We start from the raw sequence: 16,551 nt of genomic DNA, 5'->3' as shown, positions 1-16,551 counted from the left end.
CGGGGAAGGGCGCGGTGAGGGCACCGCAGAGTGACTTGAGACGTCGCGTGGCCGGCCAAAAAGGGTTTGGAATCAGGGGCGTGGGGGCGGCTCGTTCGGATGCGGCAGGCCTGTGGAAAAAATTGCTCTGATCGAAATTATCGGATCCGGCATGGCGGGCCGGTGTCCTCTCCAGGGGGAAACGGCCTAGGAGGTTCGCGTGTCCAGAAACAGGTGCACCAGTTCGATCAGCCGGCCCTTTTCGATGAAATCGAGGATCAGGCGGGGATCGGTCGGGGCTTCGGGATCGTAGAGGATGAATCGATAGGCGGTGCAGACGGCATCATCCCCGCCGGCGGCGCGATAATAGGCAGCGCGGGTGTCCGCCGCGTGGATCTGGGCGTCGAACGCCTCCATCGCCCGGTCGAACTCGGCGAGTGACATGGCGGGGCGCGAACCGCTGACATCGATACCGAGAAGTACGCGGGCGCCGAAATGAGTAAACCCACGGTCAAGATAGTCGAGCTGGGTTTCGATGTCTTCGAGCACCCGTTGATTGTCGGCCAGCTTCCACTCACCGAGGGCGACCTGCGCCTCGACGAGGGCGAGTTTGGTTTCAAGCGCTTCGACTACCCCGATGGCATGGGAGACCCGGGCGGCTGAACAGAACAGCGCACCGACGCTGCCTTCCTCATCGGGCAGGATCTGCGATTGCCCGTCGACGGTGCCGTCGAGCACGGCATAGGCCGCATCAAGGATTGCTGTCAGCCGCTTGAAAACCCGTTCTTCCTGCTCGAGCCGTTCGGTTGTGCCCTCTGGCGCAAAGGGTTCGCTTTCGGTCAGGATCCGGAAGGCGGTGAGATTGGTGAGGCCGGCGAGATAGTCTCGGAAGCCGTCAATGTCGATGAAGGGTTTGGCCCGGCTCTCTTCAAAGGCTGCGCGAACGTCCGTGTACCATTCGAGAGCGGATTGCTGGACGGGGGGCGGGACGGTTTGTGCCCATGCCGGGGCGGCGATTGAAAGGGCGGTGGCCAGTGCGATCGGCCGCAAAAGGGGTGTGAACATTGTCTCCTCCGCCTGCCGCCGCACAGGCAGTCTAGCGTCTGGGTGCTATGCGAAACAGAAAATTGTTGGCAGCATGGGCGGCCGCCGAGGGTATTCCCCTGGCGGCGCAAGGGAGGATGCGATCATGGATACCGGGATCAGGGAAGAACACAGCCACCCGACATCGAAACAGTCACCGCAGCTCAAGGACATCAAAAAACGCCTGCCGCTCCGCGTGTTGTCCGAGGCGGATTGGCAGCACTGGACGACCAAGGGCTATGTGATCGTCAAACAGGCGGTGCCACGGGAGAATGTCGAGCGGTTGGTCGAATTGCTATGGCGGTTCGACGAGAAGGACCCGAATGATCCCGCGACCTGGTACGCGCCGCAGCGGCGCGAGCACAAGATGAAAGAGCTCAACAATGCGGGGATGCTGGAGATCTACAATCACCAGTATCTGTGGGATAATCGCATGGAGCAGCGGGTCTATGATGCCTTTGTCGATATCTGGGACCGCGAAGATCTCTGGGTAACCATCGACCGGGCGATCCTCAATCCGCCGAGGCGGGAAAAGGGCAGCACGGACGGGTTCATCCATTGGGATGTCGACACCTCTCTCGATCCGCAGCCCATCGGGGTGCAGGGCGTGCTGAGCCTTCAAAAGCAGGATAGCGAGACCGGCGGCTTTCAATGTGTGCCGTATCTTTTCGAGCATTTCGAGGAATGGGTGAAGACCCAGCCAGCCGACCGTGATCCGATGCATCCCGACATGACCGGGCTCGAGCGTGAGAATGTCGATCTCGAGCCGGGAGACCTTTTGATTTTCAATTCGCTACTGGCACACGGCATTCGCCCGAATTATTCGGACGGGCGGGTGCGCATGGCGCAGTACATCTCGATGTATCCGGCCGAACAAAGCAACGAAGCCGAGCGGGCCGAACGGGTGCGGCAGTGGCGGGAACTCGATCACTCGAAGCGCGACGCGTTTCCCGGCGATCCGCGCGAATGGGAGAAGAAGCATGGCGAGGTGGCCAGTCTCAACCCGCTCGGAGAGAAGCTTCTGGGATTGAAGTCCTGGTAGGCGGGCAGTCTGCCGCATTTGTTAGCGGCGCCCGTGGCGGTATATCCCGTTCATGAAGCCGAAGATTCTCACCACTCTGGAGACCTATGACCGCCAGACCTTTCTGGCGGACATTGCCGCGGGCATCACCGTGGCCATGGTAGCGCTGCCACTGAGCCTTGCGATTGCAATCGCTTCAGGCGCATCGCCGGCAGACGGGCTGGTGACCGCGATTGTTGGCGGTTTCCTGATTTCCCTGCTCGGGGGCAGCCGGGTTCAGATCGGTGGCCCGACCGGAGCGTTCATCGTCGTCGTCTTCGGCGTCATTGCCGAGCATGGCTATGACGGGCTGGTGCTGGCGACCCTGATGGCCGGGGCGATCCTGCTGGTTGCAGGAATGCTGAGGGCCGGGCGGTTGATTGCGCTGGTGCCCGAGCCGGTAATCAATGGTTTCACCATCGGTATTGCGATCATCATCGCGTCGAGCCAACTCAAGGACGTTTTCGGACTCTCGATCGAGGGCGTTCCCGCCGAATTCTTCGAGAAACTGGCGGTTCTCTGGGAGGGCCGGGAGAGCTTCAATGGCTGGGCGCTCGGCGCCGGCGTTGCGGCGATGGTGCTGATCGTGGGGCTCAGGCGAGCTTTTCCGCGCTTGCCGGGTGTGATCGTGGCGGTGGGGCTGGTCTCAGCGGTGGTGGCGCTGGCGGCGTTGCCGGTCGACACCGTGCAGTCGCGGTTCGGTGACTTGCCGCGCGGTCTGCCCATGCCCTCGCTGCCGGACATCAGCATTGAGCGGCTGCGTGACCTTCTTCCCTCGGCGCTGATCATCGCCTTTCTGGCGGGTGTTGAATCGCTTCTGTCCGCCATGGTCGCCGACCGGATGATTACCGGAAAGCACAGGCCCAATGCCGAACTCATCGCGCAGGGGGCCGCCAATATCGGATCGGCCCTGTTTGCCGGGCTGCCGGCCACCGGTGCGATTGCCCGCACGGCGACCAATGTCCGAGCGGGCGGCAAGACGCCCGTTGCCGGCATTGTGCATGCCCTCACGATCCTCGTCGTGATGCTGGTGGCGGCGCCGCTGGCCGGCTATCTCGCCATGCCGGTGCTGGCGGGCTTGCTGCTGCTGACGGCCTGGAACATGAGCGAGCCGACGCGCTGGCCCGAATATCTGAAAGCCCGGCGTTCCGACCAGTTTCTGCTGGTTCTGACGCTGGTGCTGACGGTCGTTGCCGATCTCACCATTGCCATTGGTGTCGGTGTGGCTGTGGGGCTGGCGATCCGGCTGTTCCGGCGTGGCGCGCCGCCCTCGGACTGGTCAGAGCCGCATCGGTAGCGCGATCAGCGTTCCAGGCAGAGGGCGACGCCCATGCCCCCACCGATGCACAGCGAGGCGAGGCCCTTCTTGGCGTCGCGCCGGATCATCTCGTGGATGAGCGTGACAACAATGCGGGCGCCCGAGGCGCCGATGGGATGACCGAGGGCGATGGCGCCGCCATTCACATTGGTGATTTCCGGGTTGAAGCCGGTTTCCTTGATGACCGCAAGAGACTGGGCGGCAAAAGCCTCGTTGAGTTCGATGAGGTCGAGGTCGTTCGCGCTCCAGCCGGCACGCTCGAGCGCTCGTCTTGAGGCACCAACGGGGCCAAGCCCCATCTCCATCGGCTCGACCCCGGCATTGCCGTAACTCGCGATGCGGGCGAGGGGGGTGAGGCCGAGCGCCTTCATGCGGCTTTCGCTCATCACCACAAGCGCGGCCGCCCCGTCATTGAGGGCGGAGGCGTTGCCGGCGGTCACGCTGCCTTCGCCGGTGAAGGCGGGGCGCAGCTTGCCCAGGGTTTCGAGACTGGTGTCGGCGCGGGGCTGCTCGTCGGTATCGATAGTGGTGGTGCCTTTGCGGCCCGCTATTTCAACCGGAACGATCTCGTTGGCAAAGCGGCCTGCTTCGATGGCGGCGACCGCCTTCTGGTGCGAGGCGAACGCGAATGCGTCCTGATCATCTCGTGAGATCGAGAACTTGTCGGCGAGCCGCTCGGCGGTCATGCCCATATGGACGTCGTTATAGGCATCCCAGAGCCCGTCGATCAGCATGGTATCGCGCGCCTCGGCAGAGCCAAACTTGACGCCCTGGCGCATGTCGAGGACGTGTGGGGCCCGGCTCATCGATTCCATGCCGCCGGCAATGATGGTGTCGGCATCGCCCAGCATCACCGATTGCGCGGCGAGGTGTATGGCCTTTTGTCCCGAGCCGCAGACCTTGTTGATGGTCAGTCCCGGCACATGGTTGGGCATGCCCGACTTGATCGCGACCTGGCGGGCGGTGGCCTGGCCAAGCCCGGCGGTCAGCACGTGGCCCATGATGACTTCGCCCACGGTAGCGGGATCGATGGCGCTATCGTCGAGTACGGCCTTTGCCGCGATCACCCCGAGATCAACAGCAGGCACCGGGGCGAGGCCGCCGAGAAAACGTCCGATGGGAGTGCGGCGGGCGGCAACGATATAAGCGGCTTCGGTCATTGGGGGCTCCCGGAAATCAGGATTTGAGGGCGTCGAGATCGCGATAGAGATCGAGGGCCTCGGGGTTGGCGAGGGCCTCCTTGTTCTTGACCTCGCGGCCATGGACAACGTCGCGGACGGCCAGTTCGGTGATCTTGCCCGATTTGGTGCGCGGAATGTCGGCGATGGCGATCACTTTTGCCGGTACGTGGCGCGGCGAGGCGCCGTTGCGGATTTTGGTCTTGATCGCCTTGGTCAGTTCCTCATCGAGCGTCACGCCTTCGGTGAGGCGCACGAACAGGATGACACGGACATCGTCGTCCCAGTCCTGGCCAATGCAGATGGCTTCAAGAACTTCGTCCATCTGCTCGACCTGATTGTAGATTTCGGCGGTGCCGATGCGCACGCCGCCGGGATTGAGGGTCGCATCCGACCGGCCATGAATGATGATCCCGCCGCGTGGCGTCACCTCGGCGTAGTCGCCATGGCACCAGACATTGTCGAAACGCTCGAAATAGGCGGCGTGATACTTCTTGTCGCCCTCATCGTTCCAGAACTTGAGCGGCATTACGGGGAACGGTGCGGCGCAGACCAATTCGCCCTTTTCGCCGGTGACCGGCTGGCCGTTTTCGTTCCAGACCTCGACCTTCATCCCGAGGCCGGGGCCCTGTATTTCGCCGGAATAGACCGGGCGGGTTGGATCACCGAGCACGAAACAGGAGACGATGTCCGTGCCGCCGGAAATCGAGGCGAGATGGATGTCGGATTTGATGCCCGCATAGACGAAATCGAAATTCTCCGGGCTCAGGGGCGAGCCTGTGGAGGCCATGGATTTGAGCTTTTCAAGCCGGTGGGTGGTTTTCGGCTCGAGGCCGGATTTGCGGACAGCATCGATATATTTGGCCGAGGTGCCGAACAGGGTCATGGCTTCTGCGTCGGCGTAGTCGAACAGGATTTCTGGCCCGCCTGCGAAGGGGGAGCCGTCGAACAGCAGGAGCGTTGCTTCGCAAGCGAGCGCCGAGACCAGCCAGTTCCACATCATCCAGCCGAGCGTGGTGAAATAGAACACCCGGTCGCCCGGATTGGTATCGGCGTGGAGGAGATGCTCCTTGAGGTGCTGCAAAAGCACACCGCCGGCGCGGTGGACGATGCATTTGGGGACGCCCGTGGTACCCGAGGAAAACAGGATATAGACCGGGTGATCGAAGGGCAGGCGGGTGAACTCAACCTCCCGCGCCATATGGGGCGCCATGAAGCCGTCCATCGTGTCGGCATTGGGCAGCGTGGCGATGGCGTTGCCGGTGTCGCCGGCATAGGAGACGATCACGGTCTTTTCGAGCGTCGGAAGCCGGGCTGTGACAGCCTTGAGTTTGTCGCCGATATCGAAAGCCTTGCCATTGTACCAATAGCCGTCGCAGGCGATCAGCAGCTTGGGTTCGATCTGGCCGAAGCGGTCGAGCACGCCGCGCTCGCCGAAATCGGGGGAAGCGGAGGACCAGACCGCGCCGATCGAGGTTGCGGCGAGCATGCCGGCCACGGCTTCGGGCATGTTGGGCATCAGGGCGGCGACACGGTCGCCCGGGCCGATGCCCATGGCACGCATGGCCTGCTGCAGCATGGAGACTTTTTGCCGGAGTTCGTCCCAGCTCCAGCGATAGGACACCTTGTCCTCGCCCTTGAAGACGATGGCATCCCGCCCGCCGGTACCGCGCAGCAGGTTCTCGGCAAAATTCAGCTTCGCGTCGGGGAAAAAACGGGCGCCGGGCATCTTGTCGCCGTCGATCAGGCGCCGTTCACCCTTTTCTCCAACGACGCCGCCGAAATCCCAGATGGCGTCCCAGAAGTCTTCCGTATGGTCGAGCGACCAGCGATGGAGTGCCGGGGTGTCGGCAAAGCTGTCACCTGACCGCTCACCGCAGAACGCCCGAAAGCGGGTCATTGTCGCCTCGGCAATGCGATCTTCGGCAGGGCTCCAGAGCGGTTCGGGGGTGGCGGTTGGCTCGGTCATGTTTCCCGTCAGCGTTAGCTTCCGATCAGCGTTGTTTGTCCAGAAATCTGGCGATGCGGTCCTGCGCCTCGGGCTGGTCCCACATATCCGCCAGCCACGCAACGGTAGTTACAATTGCCTCTTCGGTCACGGGGGAACCCATGGCTTTTGCCAAGGCCTTGGCCTCGGCCACTGCCTGGGGAGCGGCCTTGAGGTAGAGCTCAGCTTCTTCGCTGACCGCCGCATCGAGGTGATCGGGCTCGACTACATGGGCGAGCAGACCGAGGCGTTTGGCCGTGCCACTGCCGAAAATGCGCGGCGACATGAAGACCTCGCGGATCCTGGCCTGGCCGATGCGGCCCACGACATAGGGCGCGATGGTGGCCGGGATCAGCCCCAGTCGTGTCTCGGTGAAGCCGAAGGTTGCGGTCTCGGACGCAAAGGCGATGTCACAGACCGCGATCATACCCAGCCCGCCGCCATAGGCCTGGCCATTGATGCGCCCAATCAGGGGCTTGGGCAGATCGTCGAGCGCCTTGAGCATGTCGGCGAGCTTGCGCGCCTCGGCCATGCGCCGGCTTCGGTCGGCCTCGAACTGCTCGCGCATCCAGTTGAGATCGCCACCCGCGCAAAAGCTCTTGCCGGCGCCGGTCAGGATGACGGCGCGGACGGCATCATCGGCGGCGAGTTGTTGCGCGGCTTCGCTGAGTTCCGCGATCATGCGGGCCGAGAGGGCGTTGTGCTTGTCGGGCCGGTTGAGAGTGAGCGTGGCGATGCCGTGAGCGTTGGTCTCAAGGATGATGGTTTCAAAGGGCATGGGAACCTCTGAGCGCAAGGGCGAAGCTCGCCGCCTGGTTGAGCCGGTCGCGGTCGAGGCCGGTGTTGTGACCCTTCCCGGTGAGCATGTCGTGTACCGCAAGGGTGGCGACATTGCCCTTGGCGCCGGGGGCGAAGGGGCATCCGCCCAAGCCGCCGATCGACGCATCAAACACGCACAGACCACGGTCGAGGCTCACTTCGATGTTATCGAGGGCCCGGTTCTTGGTGTCGTGATAGTGCCCGGCGAGCTGGTTGGCGGGGATTTCGGCGAGTACCGCGTCGAGCATGCGGCCGATGGTTTCCGGGGTGCCGTGGCCGATGGTGTCGCCAAGGGAGATCTCATAGCAGCCCAGGTCGATGAGGGCCTTGGCGACTTCCGCGACCTTTCCGGGCGGTGTCGGTCCGTCATAGGGGCAGTCCGCGACACAGCTCACATAGCCGCGCACCGGCATTTGATCGGCTTTCGCCCGTTCGAGCAGCGGCGCGAAGCGTTCCAGGCTTTCGGCAATCGAGCAGTTGATGTTTTTCTGGCTGAAGCCTTCCGAGGCAGAGGCAAAGACCGCAACCTCGTCGACGCCGGCTTTGCGCGCCGCCTCATACCCCTTCAGATTGGGGGTGAGGGCGGCGTAGTGCACGCCGTTGCGCCGCTCGATCCCTGCCATCACTTCGGCGCCGTCGCCCATTTGCGGCACCCATTTGGGCGACACGAAGCTCGCAGCCTCGATGCGGGTGAAACCGCAGAGCGACAGAAGGTCGACAAGCTGGATCTTGTCTTCGGTCGGGATCAGGCGGGGCTCGTTCTGCAGCCCGTCGCGCGGTCCCATTTCAACGATGGTGACGGTCTCGCTCACGCCTCCTCCGGGACCAGGGTGGCCAGAACCGCGCCATCGGCAACCTGATCGCCAAGTCCTGCGTTCAAGGTGGCGATCGTGCCGTTGCGCGGGGCGGTGAGGGTGTACTCCATCTTCATCGCTTCCATGACGATGAGCGGTTGGCCGGCTTCGACCGCTTCTCCCTGCGCCGTCGCCACCAGCTTGATGGTTCCGGGCATCGGCGCGGTGATCTCGTCGGAATGGTCGGCGGTCTCGAGACTGCCCTGAAGCGGATCCGGCAGGGCGAAATCGGTGGTCTCGCCTTGGACGAACACGGTCACGCCGCCCGCATGCACGGCCGCACTGGCCGGAAAGGCGTGGCCATCGGCCCTGACGGTCAGGCCGCCACCGGTTTTTGTCGAGCAACTGAGATGCACTTCGTGATCGCCCCAATGTGCAGTGAACCCCATCTCCGGCGTTCCCGTCAGCCGGACCCGCAGGGGGTCGTTGCGATGGATAAGCGACACGTCGCGATGCGCCTCACCCCAGAGGCGAAAACCGGTCAGCCGGTCCCAGACATCTGTGCCGTGAGCAGGATCGAGAAACCCTGCGGCCTGGATGGCGGCGAGCGCGATGGCCAGGGGCGATGGCGGGGTTGCTTCGGTCAACTGGTCCAACTCCCTGTCGATGAGCCCCGTGTCCATTACGCCCTCGACAAAGGCGCGATCACGGATAAGGCGGACCAGAAAGCCGAGATTGGTCACGGTACCGGCAATCTGTGTGCCTTCCAAAGCCTGCTCCAGCTTCAGCCGGGCCGTTTCGCGGTCGGGGCCATGCACCACCAGCTTGGCGATTATCGGATCGTAATGCGGGGAGAGACTATCGCCTTCGGCAACGCCCGTCTCGATGCGGGCGTCAGCAGGGAAGCGCAAATGATGCAGCGTGCCGGTGGCGGGCAGGAACCCTTTTTCGGCGTCCTCGGCGTATAGCCGGGCTTCCATCGCCCAGCCGGTGATCGCCAATTCGTCCTGGGTCTTGGGGAGGGGTTCACCATTGGCGACAGCGATCTGCCATTCGACGAGGTCGGTGCCGGTGATCATCTCGGTGACCGGATGTTCCACCTGAAGACGCGTGTTCATCTCCATGAAATAGAATCGGTTTTCATCGAGCCCGGCAGAAGCATCGGCGATGAACTCAACGGTGCCGGCGCCGCGATAGCCGATGGCCTTTGCAGCGGCGACCGCGGCTTCACCCATCTTTTGGCGCATGGCCTCGGTCATGCCGGGGGCCGGGGCTTCCTCGATCACCTTCTGATGGCGGCGCTGAAGCGTGCAATCGCGCTCGAACAGATGCACGGCATCGCCATGGGCATCGGCGAAGACCTGGATTTCGATATGGCGCGGGGTCGAGATGTACTTCTCGATCAGGCAGGCGGGATCGCCAAAGGCGGCTTCACCCTCGCGCTGCGCGCTTTCGAGCGCGGAACGGAACTCGGCGGCGTGCTCGACGCGCCGCATGCCCTTGCCGCCGCCGCCTGCGCGGGCCTTGATCAGCACGGGATAACCGATCTCATCGGCCTTCTTGGCGAGGAAATCGGGGTCCTGGCTGTCGCCGTGATAGCCGGGTACGACGGGTACGCCGGCCTTTTCCATGGCTGCCTTGGCGGCGTCTTTCAGCCCCATGGCGCGGATGGCGCTGGCCGGCGGACCGATGAAGATCAAGCCGGCGGTCTCGACAGCGCGGGCGAAATCCGCGTTTTCGGAGAGAAAGCCATAACCGGGATGGATGGCATCGGCGCCGGTTTCGCGCGCGGCGGTCAGCACGGCCTGCTGGTTGAGATAGCTCTGTTTGGCCTCAGCCGGGCCGATGTTTATCGCCTCGTCCGCGCGGCGGACATGCAGGGCGTCCCGGTCGGCATCCGAATAGACAGCGACGGTCGCAATGCCGAGCCTTTGGGCCGTGTCGATCACCCGGCAGGCGATTTCGCCCCGATTGGCGATTAGGATCTTGCGGATGGGAGAGGTGGTCATCATCACATCCTGAACAGGCCGAAACGGGTGTCGGGGATCGGCGCGTTGAGCGCGGCCGAGAGCGACAGGGCCAGGCTCTGGCGGGTCTTTGCCGGGTCGATAATGCCGTCATCCCAGAGCCGTGCACTGGCATAGAGCGGATGCGCCTGGGTTTCGAACTGGTCGGTGATCTGTTTGCGGAAGGCCTGTTCGTCGGCTTCCGGCCAATCACCGCCCTTGCGCTCGATCCCGTCGCGCCGGACGGTCGCCAGCACGCCGGCCGCTTGCGCTCCGCCCATCACCGAGATGCGCGAATTGGGCCAGGTCCACAGCAACCGGGGCGAATAGGCGCGTCCGGCCATGCCGTAATTGCCGGCCCCAAACGACCCGCCCACCAGCATGGTGATTTTGGGAACCGACGTCGTGGACACGGCCGTCACCAGCTTGGCGCCGTTCTTGGCGATGCCTTCGCTCTCATATTTGCGCCCGACCATGAAGCCGGTGATGTTTTGCAGGAAGACGAGCGGGATCTTGCGCTGGGAACAGAGTTCCACGAAATGCGCCCCCTTGATGGCGCTTTCGGAAAACAGCACGCCATTGTTGGCGATGATGCCGACCGGCAGTCCTTCGATATGGGCGAAGCCGCAAACGAGCGTCGTGCCATAGCGGGCCTTGAACTCGTCAAAGCGCGACCCGTCGACGACGCGGGCGATCACCTCGCGGATATCGTAGGGCTTGGACAGGTCAGAGGGGACGATGCCGTAGATCTCTTGAGGGTCGTAAAGCGGGGGCTCCGGGGGGCGGATTTCCAGCGTTTCGGGCTTTGGGCGGTTGAGATTGGCGACGATCTGGCGGGCGAGGGCCAGAGCGTGCTCGTCATTGTCGGCGAGGTGGTCGGCAACGCCGGACAGGCGGGTATGCACGTCACCGCCGCCAAGATCCTCGGCGGTCACGGTTTCCCCGGTCGCCGCCTTCACCAGTGGCGGGCCGGCGAGAAAGATCGTGCCCTGATCGCGGACGATGATCGCTTCATCGGCCATGGCGGGCACATAGGCGCCTCCGGCGGTGCAGGACCCCATCACGACGGCGATCTGGGGGATGCCGCGGGCCGACATATTGGCCTGATTGTAAAAGATGCGCCCGAAATGATCGCGGTCGGGGAAGACCTCGTCCTGATTGGGCAGGTTCGCGCCGCCGCTATCGACGAGATAGAGGCAGGGCAGGTTGTTCTCCGCCGCGATCTCCTGTCCGCGCAGGTGCTTTTTGACCGTCATCGGATAGTAGGTGCCGCCCTTCACGGTCGCGTCGTTACACACGATCATGACGTCGCGGCCAGAAACCCGGCCGATGCCCGCAATGGCGCCGGCGCCAGGGGAGGCGCCGTCATACATGCCGTGGGCGGCCGTGGTGCCGATCTCGAGGAAGGGCGAGCCGGGGTCGAGAAGCTGGGCGACGCGGTCGCGGGGCGGCAGCTTGCCGCGCGCCACATGGCGTTCGCGGGCCTTTTCGCCGCCACCATCCATGGCGAGGGTCACGGCTTCTTCGACTACACGCATCTGCTCGCGCATGGCGGCGTCGTTCGCCTCGAATTCCGGCGAGCGGGTCGAAATCGCGGACTTGATGACCGCCATGGCTATGCGGTCTCCTTGAACAGTTCGCGCCCGATCAGCATGCGGCGGATTTCCGAGGTGCCGGCGCCGATCTCATAGAGCTTGGCGTCGCGCAGCAGCCGGCCCGTGGGGTATTCGTTGATATAGCCATTGCCGCCCAGCGCCTGAATGGCTTCGAGCGCGATCTGGGTCGCCTTCTCGGCGGAGTAAAGGATACAACCGGCGGCGTCCTTGCGGGTGGTTTCGCCCCGGTCGCAGGCGGCCGCCACCGCGTAGACATAGGCACGGCAGGCATTCATCGTCGCGTACATATCGGCCAATTTGCCCTGCATGAGCTGGAATTCGCCGATGGGCTGGCCGAACTGCTTGCGCTCATGAACGTAAGGCACGACCACATCCATGCAGGCGGCCATGATACCGAGCGGGCCGCCCGAAAGCACCACGCGCTCATAATCGAGCCCCGACATCAAGACGCGGGCACCGCCGCCTTCTTCGCCCAGCACGTTTTCGAACGGCACTTCGCAGTCCTCAAAGACCAGTTCGCAGGTATTCGAGCCGCGCATGCCGAGCTTGTCGAGCTTCTGGGCGGTCGAGAACCCGGCCATGTCCTTCTCGATCAGGAAGGCCGTCAGCCCCTTGGCGCCGCCTTCAGGGTCAGTGCGGGCATAGACCACGAGCGTTGAGGCGTCCGGCCCGTTGGTGATCCACATTTTGTTGCCGGTCAGCACATAGCGGTCGTTCTTCTTGACCGCCTTGAGCTTCATCGAGACCACATCCGACCCGGCGCCGGGTTCGGACATGGCGAGCGCGCCGACATGCTCTCCCGAACAGAGCTTGGGCAGGTATTTTTCCTTTTGCTCGGGTGTGCCGTGGCGGTTGATCTGGTTGACGCACAGGTTCGAGTGAGCGCCATAGGAGAGGGCGGTCGAGGCAGAGGCGCGCGAGAGTTCTTCCATGACGACGACATGGGCGAGATAGCCCATGCCCGAGCCGCCATAGTCTTCGTCGGCGGTGATACCCAACAGGCCCAATTCGCCCAATTCCGGCCAAAGGTCGGCGGCGAAGGTGTTGGTCTCGTCGATCTCGGCGGCGCGCGGGGCGAGGTTTTCCCCCGCCCAGCGCCGCACCATGTCGCGGACGGCGTCGATGTCTTCGCCCAGCCCGAAATTCATGCTCGCATCGAACACGCGATCCTCCCTCAGATCCGGCGCCTGGTTGAAACTATTGCGCAGCCTGCGCCGGCGCGCCAGCCGGCACGGGGTTTTCGAACGCTTCCCACAGGGCGGGAAGCCGTTTGCGGGCGTCTTCCGCCGCCTTCATCTTCACCGGCCCGAACCCGCGAATGGTCGAAGGCCAGTTGAGGAGTTCAAGCGCGGCGTCCTGTCGGGGCGGATCGACGTCCTCCATAACCCGTTCGACCAGCATCTCGTATTCGCGGATCAAGCCGCGTTCGAGCTTGCGGTCGGCGCTGAGGCCGAAGAGATCGAGCGGGGTTCCGCGCAGGCTCTTCATGCCCGCGAGGATTTTGAAACCGCGCCGCATCCATGGTCCGTATTTGCGCTTTTTGGGACGACCGTTCGGGTCCTTGCCCGGCAGGAAAGGCGGCGCGAGGTGAAAGGCGATCTGGTAGTCGCCGTCAAACTCGGTCGTGAGCTGCTTTTCGAATTCGGGTCGGGTGAAGAGCCGCGCCACCTCGTATTCGTCCTTATAGGCCAGCACCTTGGCATAGTTGACGGCCACTGCGCGGGCGAGTGCCGGGTCAAGGTGACGGGTGTCGACAAGCGAACGAACCTTGGCCACCAGGGCCGAATAGCGCTTGGCCAGCTTCTGGTTCTGGTAGGCAGTGAGGTGATGAATGCGATGATCGATTAGTTCATCAAGGCTCATCTCGCTCTGCAGTTTGGGCGCATCGGCTTCCGGTTCGGCCAGGGCCTCGATGCGCTCGGGCGCCGAGGCAGCCACGCGGCCCCATTCAAAGGCGTTCTTGTTGGCGTCGACGGCAACCCCGTTGAGTTCGATGGCCTTGTGGATCGCGTCGCGGGACACCGGCACCAGCCCGGCCTGCCAGGCATAGCCGAGCATCATGATGTTGGTGGCGATGGCGTCGCCGGCCACGATCTCTGCCAGATCCGTGAAGTTGCGGAAATGCTGATCGGATTTGACGTTTTTCTTGACCGCGGTGACTACGGCGCCGGCCTTGAAGTCGAAATCGCGGTTGCGCACGAAATCGGCGACCGGGGTGACCTTGGTGTTGACCACGCCATTGGTGCGGGCCGGATCGCAAAGTGTTGCGCCTTCCATCCCTGCAGCCACCACATCGTCCGCGGCGAGCAACAGATCGGCGCCACCGGTCACGATGCGCGGCGAGGTGACCTGATCCGGTGTTTCCGCGATCCGGACATGGGAGAGCACCGCGCCACCCTTCTGGGCAAGACCGGCCATATCAAGGATCATCGCGGCCTTGCCCTCGATATGGGCGGCCATGCCGAGAATAGCGCCGATGGTCAGGATGCCGGTGCCGCCAATGCCGGTAATGGCGATGTTCCAGGGACGGGTGTGAATGCCCGGCAACATGGGTTCGGAAATGCCTGAAATGTCCGGTCCGCCGGCGGCGGCGCGCTTGCGCGGCTTGCCACCCTCGATGGTGACAAAGCTCGGGCAAAAGCCCTTGAGGCAGGAATAATCCTTGTTGCAGGCCGACTGGTTGATCTTGCGCTTGCGTCCGAACTCGGTCTCGAGCGGTTCGACGGCGATGCAGTTGGATTGCACCGAACAATCGCCGCAACCCTCACAGACCGACGGGTTGATCATCACGCGGGTCGGGGGATCTTCCAATTCCTTGCGCTTGCGGCGGCGGCGTTTTTCGGCGGCGCAGGTCTGCACATAGACAATCGCCGAGGTGCCGGGTTCCTCGCGGATATCGAGCATGACCGCGTCCATATGGTCGCGATGCTTGAGGATGGTGCCGGGGGCAAGGTCGGACAGGCTGTACTGTTCAGGGTGGTCGGTGAGCAGATAGATCGGTCTCACACCTTCCCAGTAGAGCTGGTGGGTGACCTGCTGGGGCGACATCTGCCCGTCGACATGCTGGCCGCCGGTCATGGCAACGGCGTCGTTGTAGAGGATCTTGTAGGTGATCGGTGCCTTGGCGCTCACCGACTGACGGATCGCCAGAATGCCGGAATGGAAATAGGTCCCGTCGCCGAGATTGACGAAGCGGTGCTTCTCTTCGGTGTAGCGGTGGATCGCGGTCCAGGGCACGCCCTCGGCGCCCATATGGGTGAAGGTCTCAGTGTTGCGGTCCATCCATTGCGCCATGAAATGGCAGCCGATGCCGGCCATGGCTTTTGAGCCTTCCGGCACACGGGTCGAGGTGTTGTGCGGGCAACCGGCGCAATAAAAGGGCAGGCGGGCGAGGGGCGGCTGGTGTTTCTGCCCGATCTCATGGCGCTCGGTGAGATAATCGAGGCGGCTGGCGATGCGGCGCTTGAGGCCATCGTCGAAATCGAGTTCGAGAACCCGGTTGGCGATCATGCGGGCCACGGCGCCCACGGTCAGCGAGCGCGACAGGGAGAGGATGTGGTGATCCTCATGGTCGAACTTGCCGATGATGCGTGGCCGGACATCGGCGCGCCAGTTGAAGAGCTGCTGCTTGATCTGGTTCTCGATGATCTCGCGGCGTTCCTCGATGATGAGGACCTCCTCGAGACCTTCGGAGAAATGCCGGATCCCTTCGGGTTCGAGCGGCCACGGCATGCGGACCTTGTAGATCCTGAGCCCGATAGAATGGGCCTCGACCGAGCCTATGCCCAGTTCCTTGAGTGCCTGGCGCACATCCTCATAGGCCTTGCCGGAGGCGACGATGCCGAGCCGGGCATTGGGGCTGTCGAGGGTGATCTTGTCGACGCCATTGGCACGGGCAAAGGCGATGGCGGCATAGCCCTTGTGTTCCTGCAGGCGTTCGTCCTGGACAAGCGGGGGGTCAGGCCATCTGAGATTGAGCCCGCCTTCGGGCATTTCGAAGTCGGTCGGGATCACGAATTCCCGGTTCTCACCGCCCAGATCGATGGCGGCGGTGGTCTCGACGGTATCCGAGATGAATTTCATGCCGACCCAACAGCCCGAATAGCGCGACATGGCGACGCCGAGCAGGCCGATCTCTAGGAATTCATGGATCGAGGAAGGGTAGAGCATCGGCATCAGTGCCGACATGAAGGCGTGGTCGGACTGGTGGGGGATCGAGGAGGATTTGCAGGAATGGTCGTCGCCGGCGAGCGCCAGTACGCCGCCATGACGCGACGTGCCGGCGGCATTGCCGTGCTTGAAGGCATCGCCGGAGCGGTCGACGCCCGGTCCCTTGCCGTACCAAATGCCCAGAACGCCGTCCTTTGTGGCGCCCTCGGACAGGTGCACCTGCTGGGTCCCCCAGATGGCGGTGGCGGCGAGATCTTCATTCACGCCCGGCTGAAAGGTGATGTCGAGCGGGTCGAGAAAGCGCTTGGCCTTCATGACCTGCTGGTCGTAGCTGCCCAGCGGCGAACCGCGATAGCCGGTGATCAGCGCCGCGGTGTTCAAGCCGGCGGCACGGTCACGGCGCATCTGCACCATGGGCAGGCGAACCAGCGCCTGCAGACCGGACAGGAATATCTGTCCCTCGGTCTTTGTGTATTTGTCGTCCAGCAAGATCTGCGATGTCGTCATGACGACCCGTCTCCTCCGTCTCTCGCAGCCCTCG

General features: G+C 63.5%; 11 protein-coding genes. 2 read left to right on the top strand and 9 right to left on the bottom strand.

Annotation, left to right across the window (positions count from 1 at the left end):
- Positions 1 to 186 precede the first annotated feature (186 nt).
- Positions 187 to 1,044, bottom strand: coding sequence for a hypothetical protein (locus G489_RS0107025; protein ID WP_029040945.1), 858 nt, complete (start codon positions 1,042 to 1,044; stop codon positions 187 to 189).
- A gap of 124 nt (positions 1,045 to 1,168) precedes the next feature.
- Here G489_RS0107025 and G489_RS0107020 point away from each other — a divergent pair, with 124 nt between their 5' ends.
- Both G489_RS0107020 and G489_RS0107015 read left to right on the top strand, forming a co-directional pair.
- Positions 1,169 to 2,104 carry a phytanoyl-CoA dioxygenase family protein gene (locus tag G489_RS0107020; RefSeq protein WP_029040944.1) on the top strand — a complete coding sequence of 312 codons (936 nt, stop codon included), beginning with the start codon at positions 1,169 to 1,171 and terminating at the stop codon, positions 2,102 to 2,104.
- A 52-nt stretch (positions 2,105 to 2,156) separates the two neighbouring features.
- Positions 2,157 to 3,419, top strand: a complete 1,263-nt coding sequence (locus G489_RS0107015) for a SulP family inorganic anion transporter (RefSeq protein WP_029040943.1) — start codon at positions 2,157 to 2,159, stop codon at positions 3,417 to 3,419.
- Positions 3,420 to 3,424: 5 nt separating this feature from the next.
- Here G489_RS0107015 and G489_RS0107010 read toward each other — a convergent pair whose 3' ends face one another.
- From G489_RS0107010 to G489_RS0106975, 8 genes are read right to left on the bottom strand one after another with little or no spacing between them, the layout of a single operon-like run.
- Entirely contained in the window at positions 3,425 to 4,600 is a 1,176-nt protein-coding gene (locus G489_RS0107010) for an acetyl-CoA C-acetyltransferase (RefSeq protein WP_029040942.1), read from the bottom strand.
- A 16-nt stretch (positions 4,601 to 4,616) separates the two neighbouring features.
- Positions 4,617 to 6,587 carry an acetoacetate--CoA ligase gene (locus tag G489_RS0107005; protein ID WP_029040941.1) on the bottom strand — a complete coding sequence of 657 codons (1,971 nt, stop codon included), beginning with the start codon at positions 6,585 to 6,587 and terminating at the stop codon, positions 4,617 to 4,619.
- A 25-nt stretch (positions 6,588 to 6,612) separates the two neighbouring features.
- Entirely contained in the window at positions 6,613 to 7,383 is a 771-nt protein-coding gene (locus tag G489_RS0107000; RefSeq protein ID WP_029040940.1) for a crotonase/enoyl-CoA hydratase family protein, read from the bottom strand.
- The gene (locus G489_RS0106995) at positions 7,373 to 8,236 is read right to left on the bottom strand and encodes a hydroxymethylglutaryl-CoA lyase (RefSeq protein WP_029040939.1); all 864 of its coding nucleotides are present in this window, start codon (positions 8,234 to 8,236) and stop codon (positions 7,373 to 7,375) included. Before G489_RS0106995 ends, G489_RS0107000 begins: the two co-directional genes overlap by 11 nt.
- Positions 8,233 to 10,227: an acetyl/propionyl/methylcrotonyl-CoA carboxylase subunit alpha gene (locus G489_RS0106990; protein ID WP_035871838.1), complete on the bottom strand. Its 1,995-nt coding sequence runs from the start codon at positions 10,225 to 10,227 to the stop codon at positions 8,233 to 8,235. The genes G489_RS0106995 and G489_RS0106990 overlap by 4 nt, the downstream gene beginning before the upstream one ends.
- A 2-nt stretch (positions 10,228 to 10,229) precedes the next feature.
- Positions 10,230 to 11,837, bottom strand: coding sequence for a carboxyl transferase domain-containing protein (locus tag G489_RS0106985; RefSeq protein ID WP_029040937.1), 1,608 nt, complete (start codon positions 11,835 to 11,837; stop codon positions 10,230 to 10,232).
- A gap of 2 nt (positions 11,838 to 11,839) precedes the next feature.
- Complete coding sequence (locus tag G489_RS0106980) at positions 11,840 to 12,988, bottom strand: isovaleryl-CoA dehydrogenase (RefSeq protein WP_407059824.1); 1,149 nt, start codon at positions 12,986 to 12,988, stop codon at positions 11,840 to 11,842.
- Between the two features lie 49 nt (positions 12,989 to 13,037).
- Complete coding sequence (locus G489_RS0106975; protein WP_029040935.1) at positions 13,038 to 16,517, bottom strand: indolepyruvate ferredoxin oxidoreductase family protein; 3,480 nt, start codon at positions 16,515 to 16,517, stop codon at positions 13,038 to 13,040.
- Positions 16,518 to 16,551 lie beyond the last annotated feature (34 nt).

Origin of the sequence: Cucumibacter marinus DSM 18995 (assembly GCF_000429865.1) — a bacterium.
Taxonomy (GTDB): Bacteria; Pseudomonadota; Alphaproteobacteria; order Rhizobiales; family Devosiaceae; genus Cucumibacter; species Cucumibacter marinus.
This window is presented reverse-complemented; position numbering and strand designations above follow the sequence as displayed.

Coding starts and splice junctions, on each gene's coding strand:
- G489_RS0107025 (WP_029040945.1), bottom strand. CDS start 1,044: ATGTTCACACCCCTTTTGCGGCCGATCGCACTGGCCACCGCCCTTTCA.
- G489_RS0107020 (WP_029040944.1), top strand. CDS start 1,169: ATGGATACCGGGATCAGGGAAGAACACAGCCACCCGACATCGAAACAG.
- G489_RS0107015 (WP_029040943.1), top strand. CDS start 2,157: ATGAAGCCGAAGATTCTCACCACTCTGGAGACCTATGACCGCCAGACC.
- G489_RS0107010 (WP_029040942.1), bottom strand. CDS start 4,600: ATGACCGAAGCCGCTTATATCGTTGCCGCCCGCCGCACTCCCATCGGA.
- G489_RS0107005 (WP_029040941.1), bottom strand. CDS start 6,587: ATGACCGAGCCAACCGCCACCCCCGAACCGCTCTGGAGCCCTGCCGAA.
- G489_RS0107000 (WP_029040940.1), bottom strand. CDS start 7,383: ATGCCCTTTGAAACCATCATCCTTGAGACCAACGCTCACGGCATCGCC.
- G489_RS0106990 (WP_035871838.1), bottom strand. CDS start 10,227: ATGACCACCTCTCCCATCCGCAAGATCCTAATCGCCAATCGGGGCGAA.
- G489_RS0106985 (WP_029040937.1), bottom strand. CDS start 11,837: ATGGCGGTCATCAAGTCCGCGATTTCGACCCGCTCGCCGGAATTCGAG.
- G489_RS0106980 (WP_407059824.1), bottom strand. CDS start 12,988: ATGAATTTCGGGCTGGGCGAAGACATCGACGCCGTCCGCGACATGGTG.
- G489_RS0106975 (WP_029040935.1), bottom strand. CDS start 16,517: ATGACGACATCGCAGATCTTGCTGGACGACAAATACACAAAGACCGAG.